Origin of the sequence: Collinsella sp. AF11-11 (genome assembly GCF_003465485.1) — a bacterium.
In the GTDB taxonomy this organism is placed as follows: domain Bacteria; phylum Actinomycetota; class Coriobacteriia; order Coriobacteriales; family Coriobacteriaceae; genus Collinsella.
The window spans coordinates 43734-70428 of the sequence record NZ_QSAS01000005.1; the positions used below are offsets into that span (position 1 = coordinate 43734).

Genomic DNA, 26695 nt, shown 5'->3' on the forward strand with positions numbered 1-26695 from the left:
AACGCGCCACACGGCCCCAGCGGCCACATCGTAGGTACTACACACATCGTTGAGCGAATAGTTATGTTAGGAGCAGGAATGGAACAGAGGGTCCTCGGGGGAAGATACCTCCTCAAGGATAAGGTGGGAACAGGCGGCATGGCGACCGTCTACCGTGCACAGGACCAGGTCCTCGACCGCACGGTAGCCGTCAAGATCATGCTGCCACAGTATGCCGGTGACGCAACCTTCGCCGCACGCTTTAAGCAGGAGGCACAGGCAGCAGCCGGTCTCTCCTCCCCCTATATCGTGGGCGTCTACGATTGGGGCAAGGACGGCGACACCTATTACATCGTCATGGAGTACCTGCGCGGCACTGACCTTAAGAGCGGCATCAAGAGCCACGGCGCCCTCGACCCCAAGAAGGTCGCCCAGATCGGCTCGCAGATCAGCTCTGCGCTTTCGGTCGCCCACAAGCACGAGATCATCCACCGCGACATTAAGCCGCAGAACATCATGGTGCTGCCCGACGGCAACATCAAGGTAATGGACTTTGGCATCGCACGCGCCAAGAACAGCCACCTCACGCAAGACAACAACGTGCTGGGAACCGCCCACTACGTCAGCCCCGAGCAGACCCGCGGTCAGGACCTCGGCCCCACCTCGGATATCTACTCGCTGGGCGTCGTGATGTACGAGTGCGCCACCGGCCGCGTGCCCTTTGACGGTGATGACGCCATCTCGGTCGCACTCAAGCAGGTCAACGAGCTGCCTATCCCGCCGAGCCAGATCAACTCCGGTGTCGACGCCGACCTTGAGCGCATCATCCTCAAGTGCATGGAGAAGGACCCGGCAAACCGCTTCCAGACCGCTGACGAGCTGCGTCAGGTGCTCAACAGCTACCTGTCGGGCCGTGCCGTCAACATCTCGGAGCCCACGCGTATCATCGGTGCCCCCGGTGAGCTGGGCGCCACCAAGACTCGCGAGCTTTCCGATCAGACGCGCGCCATGGTGCGTCCCGTCTCGGGCGTGAGCGGCCAGAATACCGCCCGTAGCTCGGTTTCGGGCTCCACCGGCTCCTACGAGGTCGAAAAGCCCAAATCCAACAAGAACAAGATCATCGCCGCCGTGGTGGCAGCCGTTGCCGTCATCGGCATCGTGGTGGCCTTTGCCACAGGACTCTTTGGCGGCGAGCAGGTCCCCGTGCCCGACGTGCTGGGCAAGGACCAGCAGACTGCCGTCGAGCTGATCAAGGAAGCCGGCCTCGAGGTCGGCACCATCGACCAAAGCTACAACGACGATGTCGACGAGGGCAAGGTCGCCGAGCAGACGCCCAACGGCCACACCAAGAAGGCCAAGGGCACCAAGGTGAACCTGGTAATCTCCAAGGGCCCCAAGCCCTCCGAGAAGGTTGAGGTTCCCCAGCTTGTCGGCCTGACCAAGGACCAGGCAGAAGCCGCGCTGGCAAGCGTTGGCCTGAAGGGCAACGCCTCCGAGGAGGCCAACGAGGCCGATGAGGGCCAGGTCTTTGATCAGGGCACCGAAGCCGGTAAGGAAGTCGCGAAGGGCACGACCATCTCGTACAAGGTCTCGAGCGGCCCGGATACCACGTCCGTCCCCGATCTGACCGACATGACCGAGGCCCAAGCGCGCAACGCCCTCGATATGGCAGGCTTTGGCGTCGACGTGAGCTACCAGGAGAACGACTCGGTTACCGAGGGCACCGTGATTAGCTGGAACCCCAGCGGCAAGCAGAAGCCTGGCGCCACGATTACCGTCGTCATTGCCAAGAAGTCCGGCAAAGCCAGCGTTCCGGGCAACCTGTACGGCAAGAGCATCTCCGCCACCGTTACCGCGCTCAACAACGCCGGGTTCTACAACATCGCATTCTGCGATCAGAACGGTAACCCCGTGAGCGGCAACGAAAACGCCACCGTTACGGGCGTCTCCCCCACCGGCAAGCAGTCTACCGACAGCACGATTACGCTGACGGTCGCACTTTCTGGCTCGGGTTCGGGTTCGGGCTCGGGCACGGGCGACGATTCCGGTACGGTCAACTAGTCGCCACCCCACCGCCCATTACGGCTCTCGCCGCAAACATATTCACTCACAGGCGCCCGCTTGCTCCCCCAGCAAGCGGGCGCTTCGTTTTTGACATGGCATGAACCAGAAGAGCCCGGCACCGTGGCGGTGTACCGGGCTCGATCAATCTCTGGTGCCCCCGGGCGAATTCAACCCCCCCCCGCGGGAAATTGGTGACGCGGGTGTCGACGGCTCGAACCCTGCCCTTAGACCAGAAGAGCCCGACACCGTGGTGGTACCGGGCTCGACAAATCTCTGGTGCCCCCGGGCGGATTCGAAAACTCCCCCCGCGGGGAAATGAGTGACGCGGGTGTCGACGGTCCGAATCCTGCCCTTAGACCAGAAGAGCCCGGCACCGTAGCGGTACCGGGCTCGATATTCCTCTGGTGCCCCCGGGCGGATTCGAACCGTCGACACCCGCTTTAGGAGATATGATTTAATGCTACCCCCTACTATTCATCAAGCATCATTGAACACCATATAACCGCAGATAAACATAGCAGTTTGTGTCTTTTACCTCCGGTAGCTGCGCCTACGCTTTTACAAACATATTACTAACAGCTTTAGCTAAACTGCACTCAATGAATTGTTGAAAACTATTCAAAGAAACGGAGTGCAAAGATGTCAGAACAGCCACTAATTAGCGGAAGAGGCACGTGTTGGAAAGACAAGAGATCACCTAACACCTATCGCTATTATTTTTCCCTTGGGGTCAAGGACCCTAAGACAGGGCGTTACAAACGATCCCCAACTTATACGGTTCGTTGCAAGACTAAAACAGAAGCTAAGGCTGCAATGCAGGCCAAGCTGGCTGAAATCAACTCCTCTGGCACGATCACTAAAACTAAAAAGCCCACTTTGCTTGCGTCCTACTGCTGGGCCTTTCATGAAAATAGGGACACCGAGCTTGCGCCAACGAGCTATGAAAGAGAAGCGTACGATTGCAGGCATATCGAAGACCTATTCGGCGCGTTTCAGACAATTGAGGGGCTAACTCCCGATCTAATCGAAGAAACATATGCCGAAGCTCGTCGTACGGGAAAATACAAACCATCTGAGCTTGTACGAATCAATGCGAAACTGCGCCAGATTCTGTCGAATGCAGTCGCAAAGAGAATAATTGACCGAAACCCCTGCGCTACCGTTCATGTTCGCAGACCACGCAACAAAAGAGAATCACTGACAATCGAGCAAGTAGCTACCCTATGCACACATCTTCAACACATTGAGCTCACCGCCGAAGCTGTTGGTACGCTAGTACTAGTGTATACGGGTATGCGAAAAGGCGAGATGCTGGGCCTCGAATGGCGCGATTGGGACCCTGCCAATAAAACCTTGAAAATTGACAGGCAGTACACCAACGATCATGAACTGAGGGCACCCAAGTCACAAGAAAGCCAACGCAAAATCCCCGTTGGAGAAACCCTGGCCGAACGTCTTCAATCATGGTCAGCCATACAAAAAGAGCTCCTGGCCTCTCTGGGGCTGTCCCAGACTGGCAGCACTCCCATCATTAGCGATATTGCTGTCGAGCAAGGGGTCCCCACTGCCTGTCACATGAAGAACTACATCTTCAACCATTGGTTTCGCGATTTCGCAGTTAGCTGCAATCTTGGAATCTATGAGCCGAATAATTCGACTGGCGGAAAACTATATAAGGGCATCTGCCCGCATCAGCTCAGGCATTGCGTAAGCACTTTTATGCTGGCGAACGGATCGGACGTTAGAAGCGTGCAAGGTATTCTTGGCCACGCGGACCCCAATATCACGCTCAAAACGTATACAAGCCTCGTTCAACAATCAGAAATAAAAGCAGTTAAAGGCTACGAAGACTTCATCAACGCCTATATACAGAGAAGCGAGAAATAGCATGTTTTTCATTCATCGTTTTATTCATAATATTACGGTACTATAATACCGTTTCCGCAGGTAGATGCTATATTTGATTGACAACTAATGAGTTTTAATACATGCTAAAGCTGTCAGATGGCTACGCATGTAGTCATAGAAACCGGCCCCCCAAGTGCTTATGAACCTGGTAAGTCTTACAAGCACAGGGAGGGCCCTCATTGAAAGGATAGCTCATCATGGCTACTCCAAAGATTAGCACTCAGGCGTCCACACCGACTTTCCCCACTGGTGCCGCTCAGTGCGATCGGTTGCTCCGCGTTAACGATATCCGCGAACTCACTGGCTGGAGCGAAAACACCGCACGCAAATTCATGCGCGAGTCCGGCAAGCTCATCCAAATCCATCGCTCGAATTACATGTTTGAAAGCTCGTTTTATGAGCTTTTCAAGCAGCTTGAAGGTCGTACCGCCCACCTTGACTAGGTGGTAAACATGAGCGAGCTACCGTCAATTTCCGACATATTCAACGATGATGTTACCGAGCAACGAAAGATTATAGAGAAAATGGATAAAGCTATTTTTATTTCAGTGCCCGAGTGGGCGTGCTGCGTCACCACCGTTGCCGCCGAGCGTCTCATCCTCGGCCTCGTATGGAAGTTTGGAAAACCTTCCAAAAACAAACGGCCCATGGGCTTTTGCGCAAGAAGCAAATGGATTGAGGATCACTACCACTTGAGCAAGAACACGATATCCCGAGCCTATACTTCTCTAAAGGATAAGGGGTATATTCAAAAAACTGGTGATGGCAGCTGGATGCTTAATTACGCTGCAATCTACCGCGCCGGGGTCGAAAACGCTTGGGAGCCCCCGAAATCTTAAGTCCACAGCCCGACTATCGACGTGGGCTTCTGTCAAACAACCGAGTTAAAAACCACTGAGCCAGAATCCGCTTCAATAGAAGAGGATTCTGGCTCAAATGATATCCGACCATTCACGCAGCATGTCTACCGCAATCTGGCAAGAATCGAGGACGGGGAAACCGTCATCGAGGTCGTGAAGGTCGGTAATCGCCAGGCGTCTACAAAAACATGCCGCGGATGTAAAATGAAGCAGGGTCGAACCGAAACAGTTCCCGGACAATTGGCGTCCGGCCAGACACTTCGATTCGACCCTTTCTCATACCTGCATCTAAAATACTCCCATAATCATTCTCGACATCTTTAACGCCATCACTCTCCCGCCACCAGCACGTCATAGGTGCTATTTTCAACGAATCGATATGACCGCCCATTCATGTTCTTTAAGGCACGTGATACCATGAAAACGTGCGGTATTTCTCCAATCGAAAACCTGCGTGAACGTATGACTTGAGACGCTTTTAGAACTCACCAAGCGCAGGACAAACACAACTCAACAGCGGCCGCGTATTTGTTCCCAGCCGTACGGCATGGCGGAGCCATGCCCATTGTTGATTGGAGTGCCGCACGATGACAGACAACCCGAACGACAGAAAAATCAGCGAGACGCCCGGCGTGAAGGACGTCCTCGATGAGGCCGCCGAGCAGATTGAAAAGGCTTGGCGAGAGAAGCTGCTGCGCGAGACCGCCGATCTCAAGACCGAGAACGCGCTGCTCAGGGCCCAGCTCGACAAATTCAACCGCAAGCTCGCCGAGGCGACGGATCGGAATGAAAAAATTGAGGCCGACTGCAATGAGCGGATTGCCTTTATAGAGGAGAAGTTCGAACTCGATACCGCGAGTCTCGAACTCGAGAACAACGAGCTCCACGCCGCGGGCGTCAGGCACCTTTCCCGTGCTAAGGGGCTCGGCAGGCAGGTCGCCCAGCTCCACGCCGAGGCTGAGGCCATGGCCGATGAGATCGAGCGACTGCGCGGCGAGCGTGACGCTGCGTTGAAAGCCCAGGCCGAGCTGAGCGATGCGCTACTGGCCCAGCGCGACCTGATGGCCGAAGTCGCCGCCCTCAAGGACCGCCTCGCCGCCTCCGAGCGGCGGGCGACCGTGGCCGAGGCCAAGGTCGAGGTCATGACCAAGATGAAGGGCGAGTAGCCCCGCGCTTCTCCTATCAGGCGGCTGATTTCTAGAGACCTCCTAGAACGCTTCTAGGAGGTCTCTAGAACCGGGCGCGGCATCTTCGATCGGCACGATGTCTCGGTAGATCAGGCGATGTCTATCGTCGCGCCATTCGTCGCCGTGATAATGTCCGAAGAACCAGGCTCGGTAGCCGAGCCGCCCGTCGAGCTCGCCCAGGAATCGTTGCAGCGGATCCCCGCGGTACTCACGTCCGCGTTCGCGACACAGCCCCTCAGCAAGGGCAGCCGGAGCCTCGTGAGTCACAACGTAGTCGACCTTCCAGCCCACGCGGTCGAGCGAGGAACGGCAGTGTTCCGTCTCTTTCTCGCTCGGCATCTCCTCAGGCCACCAGCTCCTCCCCTCCTTGCGATACTGCCTGTCGTTGCTCGCGGCGCCGCCCATGGCAAGGACTGTGAGCCCGTCGATATCGAACACCTCTCCGCGCATCAGGTGCAGCACGTGCGGTCGTGCCTCATGGACGAGCCCGCCGTTCCACTCCCGCACCGGCAGATTGGCCAAGGCGTGATGGTTCTCATGGTTTCCGTCGACGAAGCACGTAGTCCACGGTTTGGACTCGAACCAGTCGAGCCAATACCTCTCAGCATTCGAGCCGTCCCAGACAAAGCCGAAGTCGCCGGCCACGATCACCGCGTCATCGCGCGTCAGGGTCCGGCCCAGCGGCCAATTTTTGAATGCAAACCGGCTGGACCCGTACTCGGCCCTGCCGTGCACGTCGCCTGTCACATAGACCGTCATCAGTACGCACCCCACGGCAGGAGTTTGTCCCCGAGCCTCACGATCCGGTCATACAGCACCGTGTGCCGTTCGTCCGGATTGCCGTCTCGGTGAAAATGGCCGTAATACCAGCGCTTGTAGTCCAGGCGGTCCTCGAGCTCGTCGAGGAATCCGGTCAGCCGGTCCACATCGGGGCGTTCCCAGCCTGGGTCCGGGTAGAGCGTCGGCGAGAGCATGCGCGTGGCACAGGCATGGGTGATGACGCAGTCGACCTTCCAGCCGACCTCGTCGAGCTTTGCCCGCGCGGCATCGAATTCGCGCTCGTCCGGGAGCTCCTGAGGCCACCAGCTGGAATACGGAACGCGGTATTCCCTGTCCACGCTCGTGGCACCGCCCATGGTGAAGATTGTCGAGCCGTCGAGCTCGAAGACCTCGCCGCGCGTCAGGCGCCGAATGGGCGAGGTGTCCGACAGGCGCTGCGTCAGCCCGCCATGCCATAACTCCACGGGGCGCTCCTCCCAGTGATCGAAGCGCTCGTGGTTGCCGTCGACGAACAGTACCGTGTAGGGGCGCGACTCCAGCCAGGCGATGTCGGCGCATTCCTCGGCAGAGAAGTTCCACGGAAAGCCAAAGTCACCGGCAACGATGAGATAGTCGTCGCTGGTAAGACTGTCGCCAAGCTCCCAGTCGCGGAGCTTTTGCATGTCGAGCCCACCGTGGATGTCGCCTGTCACATAGACCGTCATCGGATCACCTCTTTCCGCTTGTACGCCGCCAGCTCGCGCTCGACCTGCCTGTCGCCGGTCTCGTTGACCCACCAGGGCCATTTCACCCGGCCGCACGGCTCGTCGACTCCGGCGAACCACTCCCTCAGCTCGTCGAGGCTCACCGGGGAGTGCCCGTTGGCATCGCAACCGACGTCGTAGCGCAGAAGGCCCTGCTTGCGGTTGAACTCGTTGTACGCGCCGCCGCTGCTGTGGATGTGCCCGTGGAGGTGCCACGATCCATGGCTCATGCCCTGCCAGTCGGCCATGGGGTAATGGCTCAGGACGATCTTCTGCCCGTCGATCTTGAGCACGCAGATCGGCGGCTCCACGGTGAAGGCGCCCGCGACCGCCGGCTGGGTCCAGTCCTTGTCGTGGTTTCCCGGGACGAGGTGGATGCGCCTGCAGGCGATCCGCTTGCGCAGCCCGTAGGCGTCCTGGGCGGTCATCTTGAATGAGAAATCCCCCAGGATGTAGAGTTCGTCGTCCACGGCAACCTTGCCGTTGATGTTGTCGACGATGGCGTCGTTCATCTGCCAAATCGTCTCCCACGGGCGGTCGGTGAACTTCAGCACGTTCTCATGCCCGAAGTGGGTGTCGCTGGTAAACCAGATCATATTTATGTCTCCTTCTGTCGCTAAAAAACGTTCTCCTTCGAGGTCAGGAGACGTTTTATGAGCGACATGAGGTGCATATCCCTCATGTTTCAAGCTCCAATCTGCCGGATTTGCCCAACTAAAAGTTTACGCCCACGCGCCCACGCGCGAACGGTCGATAATCAAGGCCCACGCGCGAACAGGATTTGATTTTTGAAATATGGACGAATTCCTCGTCAGGAGGGTAAAATGGTGCCGACGGCAGCCCAAGTTGTAGAGAGCTGGGCAGAGCCGTTGCTTAATGAAGTTGGGTCATCGTCTTAGCGACGGTGGCCTTTCTTTTTGGGCTTCGAGCCCTGCTTGAGTGCCTTGGAAAGGCCGACAAGGGCCGTGAGGAGCGAGACCATAGCGGTCAGGAGCTTCACGAGCTCGGTGAAATCGGTCATGGGCATCACCTCCCATCGAATGGAGGGCTCTGCCCGGCACGAGGGCTGCCGCCAGCAAGGACGATTCTATCAGAGCGGCTGACCCCCGCCGATCAATTCACGCTCCTCATCCTCACCGAATTGCGAGTATGGCAGAATCGGCACTGGATGGCAGCGCGCTAGGGCACCGACGATAGGCTTTCCAAAACTAGCGAGGCGCGTCGCCGCGATCGTAATCGCCTCGGTCGACCGCACGATCGACCTGCGGCGAGATGTCGCCGTTGCCACCATGGGCTCGTCCTGCGGCGCGAACGCGGTCATCGCCAGCATCGGGAACGGCGCCGGCGTAACGGTTGCGAATCTCCCTTGCGTAACCGCGCCGGGCAAGAAGCTCATCACGAACCGCCGGATCCTCGAGCAGATCTTCATCGCACTTCGGTGCGATGAACTTAGGAAAGAGATTGTAGGCGACGCCCTTGCTCGCCTTTGCCTGCTCGACCCACGCCGAATACGCCTTCTTAAGCCGTTGAATGTAAATCTCGCAACGCCTCTCATAAGGAAGGGCTCGCTCGGCCTCCAGCACGTTATTTTTGAAGGCCGCCTCAAGTTGCTTGACCGCAAACCTCCCGTCAAGACGAGTCAGGTTGAAAGTGCACTTCGGGTTGCCGGCCTCCTTGATATCGAGATCTGTCGCATAGACTCGATTGTTCTTGATGAAAATGTCTACGCCCCATGAGGCAAGTAACTTTTTAAACTGCTCCATATTCTTCGGATGACCTTCGTTGATTGCAAGATGGATCAACTCGCGCAGATTGTTTTTATAACTGCACTCTCCCCGCTCAACGATTTTCTTTTCAGTGTCGCGCGGCTGTCGGTCTCGAATCTTCGAGTTCTTCTTTCCCTTTTCGAGCTGAGCGAGATTCCAGGCCTCGTCCATTTCACGAACCCACGCAGCGCGTTCGTACTTTCCGCGACGCCCGCCCGTCTCGCAACGCTTACCCGTCAAAAGATCCGTGCGGTTAATCGCCATATGGACCGCGTAACGTTTTCCCGCCTTATCGCTTTCCTCATGCAAGGCGACAATCACTTGTTGATGCGGGTAGTGTTTCGCAAGCCATTGCTCCGCGTAGGCCATACATGCATCGGGGGTCATCTTGCCTCCGTTGCAGCTGCACTCCTCGGGAAGAAACGCAAGAACCTGATGAAGCATCGTTATGTTCTTCGCGCCGGCACGCGCGGGCCTGTCGTGATGAAACATCTTCCGCGTCATAGCCATCTCGGAAAACCAGTACTTTCGGTTCGCGAGGTTCCAGCCGCCGCGGGCCAAAGCGTGCTTGCCGTTAATGTACTCGCGCACATTCTTCGCGTAGCGCTCGGACGAAACACCTTTCTGCTTAACGACGGTCATCGAGCTCACCGCCATCGGTGAAATAGCGCTGTTCGAGCTCTTCGATGAAGAGAGTGACTTTACGGGCATTTTGGTAAACCTTTTCAAGCGTTCGGAAAACCGCCTTCTCGTTGTAGGCCGGAAGACCTTGCGCATTCACAAAATACATCAGCTGGTTGAGGTTCGTCCCCTCTCGATACAGCTCGTGATAGATTTTTGCGACCTGGCTCATATCGAAATCGATCATCTCGATTTTCCCGGCCAGCATCACGCGGCGGGCATACGCACTGACGGTCGTGCCGAGCGCATCCGCCTGCTTGCGAATCGCCTCGTGCTCGCCATCGGTGACTTTGACGTAAATAACCTCCGAGCGCTTTTCGTTCGAATCCTCTGAAACGGTTTGCAGCTTTTTGCTACGGCCACCGTTCTTATTTTTGGAAATGACTAGATCATCGAACGATTCATTCCAATGAATCAGTGCATAGCGAATGAATTCGGCTTTCGTCATGCCCGCCTTTTCTGCCAAAGCGGAAAGCGTTTCGTATTCTTCAGAAGTGAGTGTCGCCTTAACGGTGTGCGGACGTTTGCAACTCATCATTCATGCCCCCAGGAAAGCAGAGCGAATCGGTGAGGCCACCGATTCAAAACCGATATGAGATTGCTTTCCTTTTTAGGAGCGACTGACGTCGCGCCGATTTTTGAAGTGACGCCGTCGCTTCCCTTAGAGAAATGAAGGCGAACTTCATTTCTAACTTTATCGCCGTGTGAGGTGTTAAACAAGATGTGTTGGCAGATAAAGGGGCGAGTATGGCCCCATTTATCTAGCCCAACACCAATCTTGCAATCACCGGGACGGCGATTGGGCGAAGCGTAGCGTAGACACGAAATGAGAGGCCTCGTTTCGAGCGAAAGGCTTCGCGGTGTCGTAGTGTCAGCGAAGACCGTGAGCGGAAGCGAATTTTTAACGCGAAGGATGCTGAGTGTTAGAGATTCGCTGTAGCGAGAGCGGAGCGGTAATGCGAATGCGAGGGATGCAGAGTGTTTGCATTACCGCGCAGCGGACTCCGGGCGAGGGCTGGAACAAGTTGATGGAAGACCTTACCGATTTGCGGAAGGTTTTGCCCGAAGCATCCGGCACCGCCGGATTCTTTTGGAACGGCCTCTCGTTTGATTGCTTTCCTATCGTTTGCTCCCAGATTGGGCGTCTAAAAAAGGCGGCCGAACCGGCCGCCCACAAATAAATAAAAATTCACCGAACGGAAGAGGAGAGGAACATATGTCCATCATTCCCAGTGACCGGCAACATCGACGACCCAATGCTGCCCCGTAGCCTTCTGTTCATAATGTCCCTGGTCCTCAGAGGTAGTATACGAATCATTGATATATGCTCCATGGTCTTGACCTTGTTCCCACATTGCGTCACTATGAGCTGACCAAGCGGCTATAGAATCGAAAGATGCACCGCATGCACTACAAATGTAACGTTCATGACGCGTATATACCACATTCGGCACCCAGACCTGGCTGTAATCAGTCTCCCAGTGGCCCTGCTCGGCAACCCACTTCTTCTGGCTACCGCCGTTGGAAGAGGAATTGTTGCTGCCAGAGCCCTGCGAATTGCCGGAATTCTGCTTGGACTGGGAGGAATCGCCCTTGCTGTCCGACTTCGAGGAATCGGAAGACTTGTTATCCTCCTTCTTGGAGTCATCGGACTTCTGGTCCTTGTCGTCGGATTCTTTCTTCTCCTCGGACTTGGTTCCAGAGGTTTGCGTCGCCTTTTCTTCGCTTGGCTTCTTTTTGTCTTTATTCTTTACCGCTGTGGCGGCCCTTTCCGTAGAGCCGCTTCCTTGCTTTGCAACGCTGGCACATCCAAGTTGAGGTGCCGAAAGGCACACCAGAAGCGCAACGATAATAGCCTTTGTTCTCACACCGATCTCCCCGTCCATGAAACCGGGCGTTGGACACTAGCCGATATCCAACGCCCGACTCGCTTTTACATCTGCTCGCGGCGCTTCTTTTGATCGAGGAAGATGCCGGCTGCCACAAGGACGGTACCGCCGATGGCGAACGTCTCGCCGATGAGGCCCGTGCGGTCGCCGGTCTGGGCGAGGCTGCCGGGCTGGGCGGTCTCCGTGCCGGCGAGATGCTTCGGGCTGTATGCCACCTGTTGCTTTGCGGCCTCCTCTGCCTCCTGTCGTGCGATCTCATCGGAAAGCTCCTGCTCCGCCGCGATGCGGTCGGACTTCGCCTGCTCGTAGGCGGCGAGCGCCGCATCATAGCCGGGCTGGAGCTCGTCCACCGCGGCCTGCTTCTCGTCCAGGATGGCCTTGGCGGGCGCGACCTTGGCACGTGCCTCGACTGCTGCGGCGAAAAGCGCGTTGAGGGCGTCATCCGCGTTCGCGTCATGGCCGGAAGCGATCGCCGCGCCGGCGTCGATGGAGTTCAGCTTCGACAGCTTGGCGTCTGCCTGCGCCTTCGCCTGTTCGGCGGCGGAGACCAGGGACTCGGCGGCGACGGCGTCAGCCTTCGCGGCATCGAGTTCGACCTTGGTGTCATTGACGGCCTTTACTGCATCCTGCTCGCGCTGCTGTGACTCTGCGAGCTTCGCGGCAAGATCGGTGAGGATGTCGAGGTTCGACTGTGCGTCATCGAGATCGGTCTGGGAGCCGGTAAGCCTGTCGGCGGCAACGCCGGTGTCGGCCTTTGCGGCATCGACGGCACGCTGGGCATCCGCGAGGGCGCGTGCGGTGGCGTCCGCCTTTTGCTCGGCGGCGGCGAGGACGGTCGCCTTCTCGACCTGATCGGCTGCCGCCGCGTCATGGACGCTCTTTGCTGTATCGAGCGCCTTCTTGGCGTCGGCGACGTCCTGGAAGAACTTCGCGAGATCGGCGTTCGCAACCGTGACGTCCTGCTGCTTGGCCTCGGTGTCCGCCTTGGCGGAATCCAGCTTGGTCTGTGCGGCCGTTACGGCTGCGTTGGCGGCATCAAAGGCGACCTGTTTCTGCTGGACGGTCGACTTTGCCGTATCGACTGCCGCGTTGGCGGCATCGAGGTCCGATTTCGCCGCATTAAGCTCGGTCTGGGCATCCGTGACGCCCTGCTGCTTGGATGCGAGATCAGCCTTTGCGGCATCGACGGCACGCTGGGCATCGGCAACACCCTGCTTTGCGGCATCGACATCTGCCTGTGCGGAATCCGCTGCGTCCTGCTTCTGCTGGACGGTTTCAGCGGCGTCGGTGGCTGCCTGCTGCTTGGCTGCGAGATCGGCCTTGGCTGCGTCGAGTGCGCTCTTGGCGTTCTTCAGGCCGTTGATGTAGGAGGTCAGCTTCTGCTCGTACTCGTCGACGGAGATGGCTCCGGTATTCCAGCCCGAACCGGCCCAACCGCCGTATTGCAGCGTGAGCGAGAACGTCAAACGGGTGTCATCGTTCAGACCGCATCCCATGACAGCATAGTCAGGGTTGATGATGTTCATGTAATGACCGATACGGTAGTAATCGAACTTGTCCTGGTTGGCGTACCAGAAGTCGTAGGCGTCCTTTCCGGAAAGATTCGTCGCACCAAGGGATGCTGCAGTCTTGTCAAACAGATCCTTTTCCTGATAGATCCAGGCCTTGCAGGGGTCGCGATAGCTCCAGGCAAGGTTTTCACCGACATCGAACTGCTGGGCATGCTCTACATTTTTCGTCGAATAGTTTGCATCTGCAATCGCTGCCGCAATGAGCTTATAGCTTACCTCAAGCTCGGAAAGGCCGACGGACTTACGGTAGGCGTTCACGTTCTTCATGACCGTGATGGACGAAAGCATGTTTTCAAGGCCCGTTGCGTCGAGACTGTTTCCGATCTCGGTGTAGTCTTTGTACGTGCAGTTCTGGATGATCTCGATGGCTGAATCGGCACCCATGGCCTTGAAAAAACCGATGGCTCCCTGCTTGAGCTGCGCGTCTGCGAGATCCACCTTCGTTTGTGCCTCGTCGACCTTCTGCTGGGCGTCGGTCACGGCGGCGTCTGCGGTATCCTTTGCGGCCTTGGCGTTCGCGAGCTCTACGTCGGCGGCTGCCTTGGCGGACTCGGCGTCCTTGACAGTCTGCTTCGCGGCGTCCAGCTTGGCGACGGCGTCGGCATTCGCCTGCTTGGCCGCATCGAGGTCGGCGATCGCGGCATCGAGAGCGGACTGGGCGGCGTTCACACCGGATTCGGCATCGGCCGCGGCCTGCTGCTTTACGGAGAGAGCCGTCTGGGCATCATTCAGGTCGGCTTGTGCCGTTGCCGCAGCGGACTGTGCCTGCTCGAGCTCGGACTCGCACTGGGACTGTGCCTCTCGTGCGGCGGCGAGGGCTGCCTCTGCGTCCGCGACCTTCTGTTTTGCCGCATCATACTCTGGACCGCTCGCACCGGCCTCCGCTGCGGCGAGGTCTGCTTTCGCCTTCTCGTAGGCGGCGCTGGCGGCTGCGGCCTTCGCATCCGCCGCGTCCTTGTTCTGCTTGGCTGCAGCGAGGACAGAATCGGCGGAATCCTTTGCAGACTGGGCCGCAACCAGCTTGGACTGGGCATCGGCAAGCGTCGCGTTGGCGTTGTCGAGTTCGGCCTGTGCCCTGCTCACGGCATCCGTGGCGTCGCGCACGGCCTGCTCGGCGGCACGGATAGCCTCCGGGGTGGCGCCTACGGCATCGGCCTTGGCTTTATCGAGGGCGTCCTGAGCGTCCTGGGCCGCCTTGATGGCGGACTGGTACGCTTCGTCCTTCTCGGACGCATCTGCCTTGGCGTCTGCGAGACCCGCCTTCGCCTGCTCGAGGTCCTTGCCGGCGGCATCGGCGGCGTCCTTGCCCTCTGCGACCTGACGGGCGTACTCGTCCATTGCCGCTCGGTCGGCGGCCGTACCGGCGCTGACTGCCGAATCGTAGGATGCCTTGGCCTGGTCGCGGGCGGAAGCCGCCTCGTTGTAGGGACCGGCGGCCTCATCGTAGGATGCCTTGGCGGCGTCCTCCTTCGCCTTCGCCTCGTCGACTGCCTTCTGCAGGTCCGCGATGGTCTGTGCGACGGATTTCGTGCCGGTACCGGATGCCGCGCCGGCGTGGGCGGCGATCGGCGACATCACGGCGGGGTGCTGCGTGCCCCCGTCACCGGTCTGGGCGAATGCCGTGAACGGTGAGATGAGGCTCGATCCGGTCATGGCGGCCATGGTCGCCGCGGTGACGGTCAGACGCGCGATCCCCTTCGGAGTGTGAATCTTTTTGTTTGGCAGTGTGGCGAAGTGATCGCCGCCGGCAGCGAAATGCTTTCCCTGAGTCATTGCTATTCCATTCCTTTTCCGTGCCCTATCCGACTGGGCATCAGAGTGCTTTCCAATAGAGATAATTATGCGCCTTAACAGGGATTGTTGTATATAGTCCGTTGGCTTTTATACAACAATCCATGACTCTTTTTGTCATGGATATCTCGCCGCTACAACGATCCTTTGGTCTACGCTGCAAAGAATTAAGATCAAAGTCTGGTTACTCTCAAGTACAATTTGCGAATCGCATCGGCATGGACAGGTCTTACTACGCCTCGATAGAGGTAGGACGAAGAAATGTCAGTCTTTCTAACCTCTGTAAAATTGCTAACGGATTCGACATGACAATCGCTGCACTCATGACTGGTGTGACTGAGAAAACGGATTAGTCCATCAATCAATCAGCGAACGCAGTGAGCGAATCAATCGACGGCACAGCCGGCGGCAAGGTCACGGCACGTGACCGCGCAGCGAGCTTCGCGAGCGAAGAGGACGGCATCGCCGTCCCTATATCTTTATAGTATATTTCTCTATTAATTGGTTTCACCAAAATGGGTATAGCGCAAGCTTCTGAACAGGCGTTTTTATCAAAACTCAAAGCAGCAGAATCATCAAAATGGTGAAATTTTTTACCCAAATTGAGGAAGCGCTTCACCAAAATGGAACCGACTAACGGCTGTTGAAAACTTTTTATCCCCAAAATGGTGATTTCCTGTTTTCAGTGGAAAACTCGGTAAGTTAAATTATTTACTTACCAGATTTACAAACAAAAGCAGTTCTTAACCCTAAAACCAGAACAGGTCAGAAGCAAAATTAACTCCTGACCTGCGATTTTTCTGGTGCCCCCGGGCGGATTCGAACCGTCGACACCCGCTTTAGGAGAGCGGTGCTCTATCCCCTGAGCTACGGAGGCATGTTGTACTAGTGTAGCAGATTTACACCACTACCAATGGCTAGTTGCCTTTGTGGAAAAGGTTCTTGATGACAGAGGGGATGCTCTTGGCGCCCTTGGCGGTCACGTCAATAAAGTCGGGCGAACGAACGAGCTTGTCCTCGTCAATGTACTTACGCACCGCGCGAAGCGTTTCCTTGTCATTGCGCGTCGAAAACGTAAAGTGGCCATTCTCTTTGGTAAAGATGGCAAAACGCGTAATCTTCTTGGTGCCGCGCAAAACCTCGGCGGCAATATAGTCGACCTCGTCCCACGGGATTTGGATATAATCCTCGGGATTACGCTCGTTATAGTACTCAAACGCCTTATTGCCCACCATCACGTTACCGTGACTGGTAAGCCCCATCAGGCAGGTTGCCGGCGTTGCCAGATCGACCGTGCTGTTCTGAGATTGCGCCATACGCGCCTCGCCCTCCAATAAAAACAATCGGACCGCATCCAGTGTACCCACCGGGTGCGGTCCGTTTCAATGGCTCAAAAGCCCTTGCCTAGCAACTCTCGGTCTTAAGCCGAAGCGTGCTTACATGAAGCCGCAGACGCGACCGATGATGCCGACGGCGAAGAGAGCCAGGATGATGACGATCGGGCTGACCTTCTTCTTGAGGAGCTTGCAGACCAGAAGGGTCAGGCACACGGCGGCAAGGCCGGGGATGAGCTGATCGAGGTTGGCCTGAAGCGTGGTGACCTTCACCGGGTCGAGTGCGTTGGCACCGACAGAGCTGTACATCGTCAATGCCTGCTTGATGCCCTCAGAACCGGCGGGCAGGTTGGCCCAGTCGATATAGGCGCCAGCGGACTGCGTGACCTTGGAGACGACCGGGGTGAAGGAGATGGACACCCAGCGCTCGACCAGGGCGCCGATGATGAACATACCCAGGATGGAAGCACCCTCGGTGACCTTGCCCATCAGACCGCCGGAGAGGTCCTTGGCGATGGAGGAGCCGACCTTGTAGCCAAACTCCTGCGTGTACCACAGGAAGGCGTAACGGATGATGTTCCACGCGAAGAAGAACAGCAGCGGACCGGCGATGCTGCCGGACAGGGCCAGGGAAGCGCCCAGTGCACCCAGAATCGGGCGAAGGGTGAACCAGAAGGCGGGGTCGCCGACGCCGGCGAGCGGGCCCATCATACCGACCTTGACGCCCTGAATGGCGACGTCGTCAATCGGAGCACCGTTGGCGCGCTCCTCCTCGAGGGCGAGGGTAACGCCAATGACGGGGGCGGAAACATAGGGGTGGGTGTTATAGAACTCCAGGTGGCGCTTAAGAGCGGCAATCTGGTCATCCTTGCTGGTGTAGAGCTTCTTGATCGCAGGGATCATTGCGAAGCACCAGCCGCCGTTCTGCATACGCTCGTAGTTCCACGAGCCCTGAAGGAACTGATGACGGAAGCAAACCTTCTTACGGTCAGCCTTGGTGAGCTGAATCTTGTTCTCTGCCATATGTATCACTCCCCTCCTACTCGTAATCGTTCAGAATGTCGCCGAGCGGGTCACCGGAGCCACCGCCCATGCCGCCACCCTGCTTGGCCAGATCCTTAAGGCCAAGGTAGATGAGGGCAAGGGAGATGCCGATGAGGCCAAGGGCGATCAGCGTGAGCTGAGGGATGGCAGCAAGGACAAAGCCGAGGATGAAGAACGGCCAGGTCTCCTTGGTGGCCATCATGTTGATGACCATGGCGTAACCGACGGAAGCGACCATGCCGCCGCCGACAGCCATGCCGCCGGACAGCCAATCGGGCATAGCGTTAAGCGCGTTGGTAACAGCCTCGGCCGGGATGATGCACAGAAGTACTGCCGGGATGGCGATACGAACACCCTGCATGAGGATGCCGGCGTACTGCCAACGCTCGATGCCGGCGAAGTCGCCCTTCTCGGCGCAGGCGTCCATGCCGTGAACCATAGCGGTAGCCAGGGTACGGCAGATCATGGTCAGGAACAGACCAGCGACCGACAGCGGGACGGCGACGGCGATGGCGGCGGTAACGGCCTTGGCCGAATCGGTGGCGCCACCGTTGAGGGCGAGCACCATGATGATCGAAGAAGCGACCGAGGCCAGAGCGGCGTCAGGCGCGACGGCGGCGCCGACGTTAGCCCAGCCAAGGGCCATCATCTGGAGCGAACCGCCCAGGAGGATGCCCTCCTGAAGGTGACCGGTTACGAGACCGATAAGCGTGCATGCCACGAGCGGCTGATGGAACTGGAACTCATCCAGAATGCCTTCCATACCGGCAAGCAACGCGACAATCGCAACAAGCAGAATAGTGATTGCAGACATGTATCGGACCCTCCTTTACTATGCTTGAGCGGCCAGTTCGGCCTTTGCTTTCTTCAACATGGCGTCGAGATCCTCGGAGGAATCCGAAGGAACCTTGCGGACCTCGAACTTGACGCCCTTGGCCTTGAGAGCCTCGATGGTCTTGACATCGTCATCGCCCATAGCGACAGCGTTGGTGACGACGACCTTGCCCTTGGAGTGGGCCATGGAACCGATGTTGGCTTCCTTGATGTCGACGCCGGCCTCGATGGCCCTGAGCAGATCCTGCGGGTTCTCGAACAGCAGCATCGCCTTGGTGTCGCCAAAGCGCGTGTCCTTGACGACCTCGGCCATCTTCTTGATGGGCACGACGTTGGCGTGGACTCCCGGAGGGGCAGCCTGCTCGATCATGGTCTTGCGGAGCTCGTCGTGAGCAACGCCGTCGGAGACCACGATGATGCGGTTGGGGTTGATCTGCTTGGTCCACGTGGTGGCCACCTGACCATGCAGCAGACGCGTGTCGATACGGACGTGGGCGATCTTGATGTGCCCGTCGCCGATCACCGTTCCCGGAGGAATGGCACCCGCAGGAGCAGCGGCGGCCGCAGCCGGCTTCTTCTCCTCGGGCTCCAGAGACTCGGGCTTGACGCGCACGCCGGCCTTAGCCTCAGTCACGAGATGTTTTGCGATCGCATGTGCAGTGTTCTTTGCGTCAAAGCGCTGCGAATATGCCTCGATGAGCATAGGCAGGTTGACACCGGTGACGATAGCCCAGGAATCATGGCCCTCGATGAGACCGCTGATCTGGTTGAAGGGCGTGCCGCCCCACAGATCAACGAGGAAGAGCACCTGCTCCTGGTCCTCGAAGGAAGCGATTGCCTCCTCGACCTTGGCTCGGAAGTCGTCGGGGCCCATGCTCGGCTCGAGCGAGACCACGGCTACAGACGGCTGATCGCCAAAGACCATCGAGCCCGTCTGCTTGATTCCAGCCGCCAAGTCACCATGGCTAGCAAGAACAATACTTACCATCACATAACCTCCTTTTTGTCTACGTAATTCCTACACGACAGTTATGGAGTATAGCTGCAAATACAGCAGAATTGTTTGAAAAACTGCAAAAGGTAGCATTATTTGTTTAAACGTCTAGTTTTGTTACAAGCTGATTACATTCCAGTATTTTGGCTGATTTGCTGCTGAGGATTGATAGCTGATCTATTTACATGACCGAATTGAGCACGCTGTTCATTATTGCCGGTTTTAAACAGACACAAATGTGCTCGGGTTGAGGCTATTTCGTTTAAACAGATGGTGCTTGACTAATGGTAAGAAATATGCTCTAGCAAAGTAGTCGTTAGGGACGTTCTTTAATGACTAGTCGTTTAAGAACGTCCCCAACGACTTAGTTAGGCGATGTGGAGGGGGTTGGCGGCGTCGACGGCGTCGGGGGCATCGGATAGGCCGTCGGGGACAGCGTCTGTCGGGTCCTCGTCGGGGGTCTCGATCTGCTTGATCATGACCTCCTGGCCCTGCAGCAGATAGGTCTCGCCGCTACCGCAATGGGGGCAGGTCTTGCCGTGCTCGACCGTCGCGTAGTCGCAGCCGCACGCCTCGCAATGCGTCACGGCCTCGACAGGCTCCATGATAAGCTCCGCGCCCTGCGTGATAGGCTTTTTATCTGCCGCCCAGCGCCAAGCATCAAGCAGCAGATCGGGAACGACGCCCGAGACCTCGCCCAGGAGCAGCGTCACGCTCGAAACGCGACTCACGCCATTGGCGCGCGCCACATTCTCGACATCACGAATGATGTGGTAAACAATCCCGAGCTCGTGCACTTTTAATTCCTTCCGCCGTTCCCGTTATGACTACTTACTTGCGACCGAATTTGATCTTGATGGCGCGCTTGAGTGCGTACTTGCCCAGGCTGGGAAGCTTTTGCTCGTATTTGACCATCGTTGAGCACTCGGGGCGGTCGCGATCCAGATGGATGGCGTCGAACGCGCACTTGGTGGTGCACAGACCGCAGCCGATGCACTTGTTGGGGTCGACGATCGAGGCGCCGCAGCCCAGGCAGCGAGCGGTCTCGGCGCGCACCTGTTCCTCGGTAAAGGTCTCGACGTACTCGCTAAACGGCGCGGCCTTCTCGCGTTCGCGGTCCACATGCGCAACCTCGCGGCTCGCGTTGTCGTAGCTCTCGATCACGACGTCGTCACGGTCAAGCGCGGTGTAGCGGCGCTGGTTGCGGCCGATGGTGAGCGTGGAGCCCGGCTGCACAAAGCGGTGGATGGACACAGCAGCCTCGTGACCGGCGGCGATGGCGTCGATGGCAAAGCTGGGACCGGTGTAGACATCGCCTCCCACAAAGATGTCGGGCTCGGCGGTCTGGTACGTCTGCGGATCGGCAAGGGCACCCTGGCCGCGGCCGAGCTCCACCTTGGAGCCAGCCAGCAGGTCGCCCCACACAATGGACTGGCCAATCGACATGACGACACGGTCGGCATCGACACGGCGCAAGTCGTTCTCGTCATACTCGGGCGCAAAACGGCCCTCGTCGTCAAAGACACGCGTGCAGCGCTTGAAGGTGATACCGCACACACGACCGGCCTCGTCCAGGTGAATCTCCTTGGGGCCCCAGCCGCAGCTGATGTGAGCGCCATCCTCGATGGCCTCGCGACGCTCCTCCTCGCTGGCAGGCATCTGGGCCTCGCTCTCCAGGCAGAACATCTCAACGTGCTCGGAACCCAGACGGCAGGCGTTGCGCGCGACGTCGATGGCCACGTTGCCGCCGCCCACCACGATGGTGCGCCCGGGCAGCGCGTCGATCTTGCCGCTGTTGACCTCGCGCAAAAAGTCGACGGCCACGGTCACGTCCTCGGCATCCTCGCCCGGAATACCGGCAAGGCGGCCACCCTGGCAGCCAATGGCCACGTAAAAGGCCTTAAAGCCCTGCGCGCGAAGCTCGTCGAGCGTCACATCGCGACCGACCTCCACGCCATAGCGGAACTCGGCGCCCATCAGGCGAATGACCTCGACCTCGGCCTCGATAACGTCCTTCTGCAGCTTAAAGCTCGGAATGCCATAGGTGAGCATGCCGCCCGGGCGCTCGTTCTTCTCGAACACGACGGGCTTGTAGCCCTTCTCGGCCAGGTAGAAAGCGCAGGACAGGCCGGCCGGACCGGCGCCGATGATGGCGATCTTCTGGTCGAAGCCGCCGGCACGCGTCGGGGTCACCACAGGCGGGACATAGCGAGTCGCGGCATCCAGATCGCGCTGGGCGATAAACTTCTTGACCTCGTCGATAGCCACGGCCTCGTCCACGCGACCGCGGGTGCAGGCATCCTCGCAGCGGCGGTTGCACACACGGCCGCAGATAGCGGGCAGCGGGTTCTCGCGCTTGATGAGCGCCAGAGCCTCGTCGTAGCGGCCCTGCGCCGCAAGCTTTAAGTAGCCCTGAACGGCAACGTGAGCGGGGCAAGCCGTCTTGCAGGGCGCGGTGCCAGACTCGTGCGTCTCGATGCGGTTGTCGTTGCGGTAGTTGGGCGACCACTTGGTGTGATCCCACTTGGTGGCATCGGGCAGCTCCTGGCGCGGATACTCGGGCACGCGGCCGCCGGCCTTTTTGCTGCAAAGCTTCTGGCCCAGTTTGGCGGCGCCGGCCGGACACACCTCAACGCAGCGACCGCAGGCCACGCACTTGTCCTTCTCGACCTTGGCGACATAGGCTGAGCGCGACAGGTTGGGCGTGTTGAACAGCTGCGAAGTGCGCAGGGCGTAGCACACGTTGACGTTGCAGTTGCAGATGGCGAAGATTTTGTTCTCACCGTCGATGTTGGTGATCTGGTGCACAAAGCCGTTGTCCTCGGCCTGGCGCAGGATGTCGTAGACCTCCTCGCGCGTCACATAATGGCCGCGGTCGGTCTCGACCACGTAGTCGGCCATATCGCCCACGGCGATGCACCAATCGGCCGGGTCGTCGGCGCAGCCCTCTCCCATCACGCGACGGCTCGCGCGGCAGCTGCAAGTGCTGGCGGCATACTTACCCTCGTATTTGTCGAGCCAATGCTCGATATGCTCGATCGGCACCGAGGTGCTCGCGGCATCGATGGCCTTCTCGACCGGAATGACATGCATGCCGATGCCGGCACCGCCAGGCGGCACCATCGGCGTGGCCTTGGACAGCGGTCCCTTGGACGCCTGCTCAAAGAACTTAGCATAGACCGGGTGCTCCTCGAGCTGGCCCATGCGCATGTTGAGGAACTCGGCAGAACCCGGCACCAGCATGGGCAGCACCCACTGCTTGGCGCGCTCGGGGTTTTCCCAGTTGTACTCGAGCAGACCCGTGTAGCTCATGTCATCGAGCATTTTTTCGATCTGGGCCTCGGGCATGCCGGTGAGCTTGACCATCTCGGGCAGCGTATAGGGACGGCGCATCTTCATCTTGCAGAGCACTTCGGCCTGCTCGTCGGTTGCGGCCTCGGCAAACGACCAGTACTCGTAGCCCAGCAGCTCGTCGCGGTGCAACAGGCGGTTGGTGCAGTGCTCACACAGTTTGACGATGGCCTCGCGCGGATGCTCCGGTATCGGCGGCACGAACTCCGCGCCGATATCGGGCTCGGTATAGCTAATCCCCGGTCCGTTGAGAATCATGGTTATCCCTTCTCTTGCCGCAGCCCGGCGAGACCGCAGCGCCCCTCTTTTTTTGCAGGCCGGGCATGCCCCCATGCCGTTCACCCGCTATTGTTGACATTGTGTCAAAAACAGTATTGACGAACCGTCAACAATATTCAAGACTGTTAGGCGAACGGTCGGGCCCAAACGGATGAAAGGCGGCAAACGCATGAGCGATAACACGGCAAACATCTCTGTGGCTGATGCCGTCCTCGCGTCCGACAGCACGGCAAAGCGCCTGACGGGCGACGAACGCCGTCGCGAGATCCTCGATGCCGTGCGCACCGTAAGCTCCGAGCTGGGCGTGTCCCACCTATCCGTCTCGGCCGTAACCAAGCGAGCCGGCTGCACGCGCTCGCTGTTCTACCACTACTTCGCCGACATGGACGCCGCCGTCACCGCCGTCATGGACGAGGCAATCGACGGTTTTATCTCCGAGCTCGAGACGTGGAATGCCGGCCGCACCGTTGGTGATATCGAGGGCGCGCTCGACACCGTCGCCCCGCTCTTTAAACGCCTGGTCGCCAGCGGCCACGAGCTGCCGAGCACGCTCACCTCGAGCAGCGGCGCGCTCTACGGCGGCTTTTTGCACAACGTGGTCCAGCGCGTGGCGCAGTATATCTGCGATACCACCGTGGTGGATTTTGTCGCCCATCATGAGCTACGCATCGACCATGTCTACGAGACGTTCTACACCCTCATCATGGGTCTTTTGATGTATATCCGCACGCACCCCGATGTGCCCGACGAGACGGTCAAGGAAATCATCGCCTCGACACTCCACATCGAGGGCTATACCGCCAAGTATCCGGAGCGCAAGCCCCAGAACTGACGACATTTGGCCAAACTGCCCGCGATCAGAAGAGGGGCCGCGGGCTTGTGAAAGGAGAGCAGCATGCTGTTCGATGTTTGGGGTAGCAATACCCTTATCCACTGGGCCGGCTGGGCCATGGTCTTTATTGGCCTGATCGTGCTCAACGAGGTAGGCAGGCGCACCAAGCTGGGCGCGGCCATCATCTTTGGCGTGGCTCCGCTGGCCATGACCATCTACTGCATCGCCATCGCCGTCGGCGTTTCGCAGGGTGCCGAATGGGCGCTCACCAACCCCACCCATGTGTACCAGAACAGCTGGTTCCACTACGCCAAGGTATACGCGGCGCTGGCCGGTTGCTGGGGCTTCATTGCCATTAAGTACCAGTGGGGCAAGATCGGCAAGGCGCATTGGTTCCGCGCATGGCCGTTTGTGATCGTCGCCATCAACATCATGATCGCCGTCGTGTCCGACTTCGAGAGCGCTTATCACTTCTTTGTCCTGGGCGAGTCCACCTGGGTCACCTCCGAAGGTGCTACGCAGCTGGCCGGCTGGAACAACGTGTTCAACGGCATCGCCGGTATCATCAACATCTTCTGCATGACCGGTTGGTGGAGCGTCTACGCCTCCGAGGATCAGACCGACATGCTGTGGCCCGATATGACCTGGGTCTACATCATCGCCTACGATATCTGGAACTTCTGCTACACCTACAACTGTCTGCCCACCCACTCCTGGTTCTGCGGCTTTGCGCTGCTGCTGGCGCCCACCGTCGCCGCCTTTATCTGGAACAAGGGCGGCTGGATCCAGAACCGCGCCTTTACGCTGGCTATTTGGTGCATGTTTGCCCAGGTGTTCCCGTTCTTCCAGGAGGAGTCCATCTTTGTGACCCACTCCACGCTCGACCCCAGCGCCGCTACCGCGGTCTCGATCGCCGCACTGGTCGCCAACGTCGCCGCGATCATCTACATCGCCTACCGCGCCAAGAAGCTCGGCCGCAATCCCTACAAGCAGGATGTCTTTGAGGGCACCAGCGATTGGGAGAAGGCCACCGCCCGCCGCGCCAAGGTTGACTACGCTCACGCCGAGTAACGTGCCTGACGCAAACATCGTTTGAGCACGAAGCGGCGTAGCCGGCTCCGCGCAACTCAACGCATTGCAGAGCCCCCCGGAATGTGATTCGTTCGCGTTCCGGGGGCTTTTTGCTGCCGCGAGGATGCGGCTGAACGATGTGCTCGGGTTAAATCGGATCTTATATTTCGCATTCGCTTTATATGGCTCCATTTTTGGGTACAGTGTTGAGCCGATATTGCATTGGGGGATATATGAGCGATGAGATGTGTGGCCGCGAGGATGCGGTCCAGGATGCGGAAGCATGTGCCGAGGCCCTGGAGAGCCTTGACCGGATTGCGCTAGACGAGCTCTCGTTTAGCGATTCGGCCGTCGACACGCAGGACGAGGCGCACGAAGACAGCGACGCCAAAGACGCTCCTGACGAGGCCGAAGCCGAAGAGGACGATAGCAAGGACGATGACCAGCCGGAATCCGACTCGGGAGAAGAGACCGTCCTGCTTGGCAGCTTGCCTGCCGACGACTCGCTCACCCGCGAGCTCCCTGGCTTAGGCTCCGCGCCTGCCGTGGACGAGACCATCGCCATGGGCGATATTCCCCTGCCGTCCGTTCCCTCGGCACGCGAGGCCGAGGTTCGCCATCGCAAGATGTCGCCCAAGCGCCGCAATCTGATGGTCGCCGGCGCTGTGGTCGTTGCGCTCGTCGCCGGCGGCGCAGGCTACGCAGCCTGGAACGGATACCGGCAAGAGCAGGCTGCCATCGCCGCCGCCAATGCCCACACGATGATGTCGGTGCAGATTGGTGTACATGCCGCGGGGCTCGACTGTTCCACCGGCTCCAAGATTCCCGTACAGGTGAGCGGCCAGGATTCTGACGGCTCCTCTGTGAGCGAAACACTCTATGTTGACGAGCACGGCCGTGGCATCAAACTGCTACCCGGTAACTACACGCTCTCCATTGCCGCCTCCCCCATCGCGTCCGACGGCACCGTCTATACCGTGCCGACCACCAAGGCGCAGGTCACGATCAAGAGCGACGGACAAGACCTAAGCAGCCAGGCCGCCTTTAAGCTTAAGGTGCCTTCGGCCGACACGGTAACCGACGACCAGATCGATGCCGCCGCCAAATATGCCGAGGAGGGAGGCGCGAGCTCCGCCGCCACCGCCAAGGCGCTCCAGCAGGCGGCAACCGCGCGGCGCGACGCCGCCGTCAATGCCGTGAGCGCGCAAAAGGCACAGGCGGCCCGTGATGCCGACGCCCGTCACAAGGCAACCGACCTCTACCAGCTCGATATCCCCGTCGAATGGTACGGCAAGGTCGAGACTTGGCAAAATGGCAGCACGCTATGCATCTATCTTGCCGGCGACAGCGATACGCCGATTGTGACGCTCGTCGCGGTGCGCGAGGGCGAGAGCTTTACGCCCGATGAGGGCGATACGGTTTTGGGTGCGGCCAATCTAGGCAACGGTTATACCGTCTACGCCAGCGGCCCCGTCTATCCGTACGTGGTGCCCCAGACCATCAACGGACGGACGCAGAATCCCGTGTCGACCTACCCCATGGACTCGGCCATTGAGCTTGTCGAGCTCACGACCGGCAACCGCTACACCTATAGCCAGATCAAGAACGTACTGGTCGGCAAAGACGGCAAGGCCGACGCCGCGACCAAACTCGAGACCGACCACCTCGCCCAGATTCTCCTGCCGAGCATCAAGGCCCAGGACTAGCCGGGCGCATCATGGTGCTCCCCAACCGTGA

23 protein-coding genes and 1 tRNA gene are annotated in these 26695 nt (G+C 58.7%); 9 read left to right on the plus strand and 15 right to left on the minus strand.

The features are described from left to right. Positions 1-78: 78 nt before the first annotated feature. The 5 genes from pknB (at position 79) to DWV58_RS04885 (ending at position 5977) form a co-directional block, all read left to right on the plus strand. Positions 79-2040 carry a Stk1 family PASTA domain-containing Ser/Thr kinase gene (gene pknB, locus DWV58_RS04860; RefSeq protein WP_117776370.1) on the plus strand — a complete coding sequence of 654 codons (1962 nt, stop codon included), beginning with the start codon at positions 79-81 and terminating at the stop codon, positions 2038-2040. 816 nt (positions 2041-2856) lie between these two features. Beyond that, positions 2857-3930 carry a tyrosine recombinase XerC gene (xerC, locus tag DWV58_RS04865; RefSeq protein ID WP_158564520.1) on the plus strand — a complete coding sequence of 358 codons (1074 nt, stop codon included), beginning with the start codon at positions 2857-2859 and terminating at the stop codon, positions 3928-3930. Between the two features lie 218 nt (positions 3931-4148). After that, complete coding sequence (locus DWV58_RS04870) at positions 4149-4394, plus strand: hypothetical protein (RefSeq protein ID WP_117640700.1); 246 nt, start codon at positions 4149-4151, stop codon at positions 4392-4394. A gap of 9 nt (positions 4395-4403) precedes the next feature. Further along, positions 4404-4790 (plus strand): hypothetical protein, encoded by a 387-nt coding sequence (locus tag DWV58_RS04875; RefSeq protein ID WP_117776372.1) that lies wholly within the window; start codon positions 4404-4406, stop codon positions 4788-4790. Between the two features lie 608 nt (positions 4791-5398). Continuing rightward, entirely contained in the window at positions 5399-5977 is a 579-nt protein-coding gene (locus tag DWV58_RS04885) for a hypothetical protein (RefSeq protein WP_117776374.1), read from the plus strand. 42 nt (positions 5978-6019) lie between these two features. On the opposite strand, the gene DWV58_RS04890 is transcribed toward DWV58_RS04885, so the two are convergent. The 8 genes from DWV58_RS04890 to DWV58_RS04925 form a co-directional block, all read right to left on the minus strand. Continuing rightward, on the minus strand, positions 6020-6757 hold the full coding sequence (locus DWV58_RS04890; protein ID WP_117776375.1) for a metallophosphoesterase: 738 nt from the start codon (positions 6755-6757) through the stop codon (positions 6020-6022). Continuing rightward, a complete protein-coding gene (locus DWV58_RS04895; protein ID WP_117776376.1) occupies positions 6757-7482 on the minus strand; it encodes a metallophosphoesterase family protein in 726 nt (241 codons plus the stop codon). The genes DWV58_RS04890 and DWV58_RS04895 overlap by 1 nt, the downstream gene beginning before the upstream one ends. Further along, positions 7479-8117, minus strand: coding sequence for a hypothetical protein (locus DWV58_RS04900; RefSeq protein ID WP_117776377.1), 639 nt, complete (start codon positions 8115-8117; stop codon positions 7479-7481). Before DWV58_RS04900 ends, DWV58_RS04895 begins: the two co-directional genes overlap by 4 nt. 299 nt (positions 8118-8416) lie before the next feature. Continuing rightward, complete coding sequence (locus DWV58_RS10085; RefSeq protein WP_255413117.1) at positions 8417-8542, minus strand: hypothetical protein; 126 nt, start codon at positions 8540-8542, stop codon at positions 8417-8419. A 187-nt stretch (positions 8543-8729) separates the two neighbouring features. Next, positions 8730-9929, minus strand: a complete 1200-nt coding sequence (locus tag DWV58_RS04905) for a relaxase/mobilization nuclease domain-containing protein (protein ID WP_158564521.1) — start codon at positions 9927-9929, stop codon at positions 8730-8732. Then, positions 9916-10506, minus strand: a complete 591-nt coding sequence (locus tag DWV58_RS04910; RefSeq protein WP_117640693.1) for a ribbon-helix-helix protein, CopG family — start codon at positions 10504-10506, stop codon at positions 9916-9918. The genes DWV58_RS04905 and DWV58_RS04910 overlap by 14 nt, the downstream gene beginning before the upstream one ends. 685 nt (positions 10507-11191) lie before the next feature. Then, positions 11192-11854 (minus strand): hypothetical protein, encoded by a 663-nt coding sequence (locus DWV58_RS04920; protein ID WP_233540509.1) that lies wholly within the window; start codon positions 11852-11854, stop codon positions 11192-11194. A gap of 47 nt (positions 11855-11901) precedes the next feature. Next, positions 11902-15201 (minus strand): CAP domain-containing protein, encoded by a 3300-nt coding sequence (locus tag DWV58_RS04925; protein ID WP_117776379.1) that lies wholly within the window; start codon positions 15199-15201, stop codon positions 11902-11904. A 137-nt stretch (positions 15202-15338) separates the two neighbouring features. On the opposite strand from DWV58_RS04925, the gene DWV58_RS04930 reads away from it, so the two are divergent. Continuing rightward, a complete protein-coding gene (locus DWV58_RS04930) occupies positions 15339-15572 on the plus strand; it encodes a helix-turn-helix domain-containing protein (RefSeq protein WP_231500812.1) in 234 nt (77 codons plus the stop codon). 448 nt (positions 15573-16020) lie between these two features. Here DWV58_RS04930 and DWV58_RS04935 read toward each other — a convergent pair. From DWV58_RS04935 to DWV58_RS04965, 7 genes are all read right to left on the minus strand, one after another. After that, a tRNA-Arg gene (locus tag DWV58_RS04935) sits at positions 16021-16096 on the minus strand. A 40-nt stretch (positions 16097-16136) separates the two neighbouring features. After that, complete coding sequence (locus DWV58_RS04940; RefSeq protein ID WP_117564941.1) at positions 16137-16535, minus strand: DUF956 family protein; 399 nt, start codon at positions 16533-16535, stop codon at positions 16137-16139. A gap of 120 nt (positions 16536-16655) precedes the next feature. Then, complete coding sequence (locus tag DWV58_RS04945) at positions 16656-17576, minus strand: PTS system mannose/fructose/sorbose family transporter subunit IID (protein ID WP_117564942.1); 921 nt, start codon at positions 17574-17576, stop codon at positions 16656-16658. A gap of 16 nt (positions 17577-17592) precedes the next feature. Then, positions 17593-18411, minus strand: a complete 819-nt coding sequence (locus DWV58_RS04950) for a PTS mannose/fructose/sorbose transporter subunit IIC (RefSeq protein ID WP_089573274.1) — start codon at positions 18409-18411, stop codon at positions 17593-17595. Between the two features lie 18 nt (positions 18412-18429). Then, positions 18430-19419, minus strand: coding sequence for a PTS sugar transporter subunit IIB (locus DWV58_RS04955; protein WP_089573275.1), 990 nt, complete (start codon positions 19417-19419; stop codon positions 18430-18432). 374 nt (positions 19420-19793) lie between these two features. Next, a complete protein-coding gene (locus DWV58_RS04960; RefSeq protein ID WP_117776380.1) occupies positions 19794-20222 on the minus strand; it encodes a hydrogenase maturation nickel metallochaperone HypA in 429 nt (142 codons plus the stop codon). 34 nt (positions 20223-20256) lie between these two features. Then, complete coding sequence (locus DWV58_RS04965; RefSeq protein ID WP_199585998.1) at positions 20257-23034, minus strand: FAD-dependent oxidoreductase; 2778 nt, start codon at positions 23032-23034, stop codon at positions 20257-20259. Positions 23035-23224: 190 nt separating this feature from the next. On the opposite strand from DWV58_RS04965, the gene DWV58_RS04970 reads away from it, so the two are divergent. From DWV58_RS04970 to DWV58_RS04980, 3 genes are all read left to right on the plus strand, one after another. Further along, positions 23225-23887 carry a TetR/AcrR family transcriptional regulator gene (locus DWV58_RS04970; RefSeq protein WP_117776381.1) on the plus strand — a complete coding sequence of 221 codons (663 nt, stop codon included), beginning with the start codon at positions 23225-23227 and terminating at the stop codon, positions 23885-23887. Between the two features lie 63 nt (positions 23888-23950). Then, positions 23951-24958 (plus strand): DUF5692 family protein, encoded by a 1008-nt coding sequence (locus DWV58_RS04975; protein ID WP_117776382.1) that lies wholly within the window; start codon positions 23951-23953, stop codon positions 24956-24958. 233 nt (positions 24959-25191) lie between these two features. Further along, entirely contained in the window at positions 25192-26664 is a 1473-nt protein-coding gene (locus tag DWV58_RS04980; RefSeq protein WP_117776383.1) for a hypothetical protein, read from the plus strand. Positions 26665-26695: the final 31 nt, after the last annotated feature.

Coding starts and splice junctions, on each gene's coding strand:
- pknB (WP_117776370.1), top strand. CDS start 79: ATGGAACAGAGGGTCCTCGGGGGAAGATACCTCCTCAAGGATAAGGTG.
- xerC (WP_158564520.1), top strand. CDS start 2,857: ATGCAGGCCAAGCTGGCTGAAATCAACTCCTCTGGCACGATCACTAAA.
- DWV58_RS04870 (WP_117640700.1), top strand. CDS start 4,149: ATGGCTACTCCAAAGATTAGCACTCAGGCGTCCACACCGACTTTCCCC.
- DWV58_RS04875 (WP_117776372.1), top strand. CDS start 4,404: ATGAGCGAGCTACCGTCAATTTCCGACATATTCAACGATGATGTTACC.
- DWV58_RS04885 (WP_117776374.1), top strand. CDS start 5,399: ATGACAGACAACCCGAACGACAGAAAAATCAGCGAGACGCCCGGCGTG.
- DWV58_RS04890 (WP_117776375.1), bottom strand. CDS start 6,757: ATGACGGTCTATGTGACAGGCGACGTGCACGGCAGGGCCGAGTACGGG.
- DWV58_RS04895 (WP_117776376.1), bottom strand. CDS start 7,482: ATGACGGTCTATGTGACAGGCGACATCCACGGTGGGCTCGACATGCAA.
- DWV58_RS04900 (WP_117776377.1), bottom strand. CDS start 8,117: ATGATCTGGTTTACCAGCGACACCCACTTCGGGCATGAGAACGTGCTG.
- DWV58_RS10085 (WP_255413117.1), bottom strand. CDS start 8,542: ATGACCGATTTCACCGAGCTCGTGAAGCTCCTGACCGCTATGGTCTCG.
- DWV58_RS04905 (WP_158564521.1), bottom strand. CDS start 9,929: ATGACCGTCGTTAAGCAGAAAGGTGTTTCGTCCGAGCGCTACGCGAAG.
- DWV58_RS04910 (WP_117640693.1), bottom strand. CDS start 10,506: ATGATGAGTTGCAAACGTCCGCACACCGTTAAGGCGACACTCACTTCT.
- DWV58_RS04920 (WP_233540509.1), bottom strand. CDS start 11,854: ATGGACGGGGAGATCGGTGTGAGAACAAAGGCTATTATCGTTGCGCTT.
- DWV58_RS04925 (WP_117776379.1), bottom strand. CDS start 15,201: ATGACTCAGGGAAAGCATTTCGCTGCCGGCGGCGATCACTTCGCCACA.
- DWV58_RS04930 (WP_231500812.1), top strand. CDS start 15,339: ATGGATATCTCGCCGCTACAACGATCCTTTGGTCTACGCTGCAAAGAA.
- DWV58_RS04940 (WP_117564941.1), bottom strand. CDS start 16,535: ATGGCGCAATCTCAGAACAGCACGGTCGATCTGGCAACGCCGGCAACC.
- DWV58_RS04945 (WP_117564942.1), bottom strand. CDS start 17,576: ATGGCAGAGAACAAGATTCAGCTCACCAAGGCTGACCGTAAGAAGGTT.
- DWV58_RS04950 (WP_089573274.1), bottom strand. CDS start 18,411: ATGTCTGCAATCACTATTCTGCTTGTTGCGATTGTCGCGTTGCTTGCC.
- DWV58_RS04955 (WP_089573275.1), bottom strand. CDS start 19,419: ATGGTAAGTATTGTTCTTGCTAGCCATGGTGACTTGGCGGCTGGAATC.
- DWV58_RS04965 (WP_199585998.1), bottom strand. CDS start 23,034: ATGATTCTCAACGGACCGGGGATTAGCTATACCGAGCCCGATATCGGC.
- DWV58_RS04970 (WP_117776381.1), top strand. CDS start 23,225: ATGAGCGATAACACGGCAAACATCTCTGTGGCTGATGCCGTCCTCGCG.
- DWV58_RS04975 (WP_117776382.1), top strand. CDS start 23,951: ATGCTGTTCGATGTTTGGGGTAGCAATACCCTTATCCACTGGGCCGGC.
- DWV58_RS04980 (WP_117776383.1), top strand. CDS start 25,192: ATGAGCGATGAGATGTGTGGCCGCGAGGATGCGGTCCAGGATGCGGAA.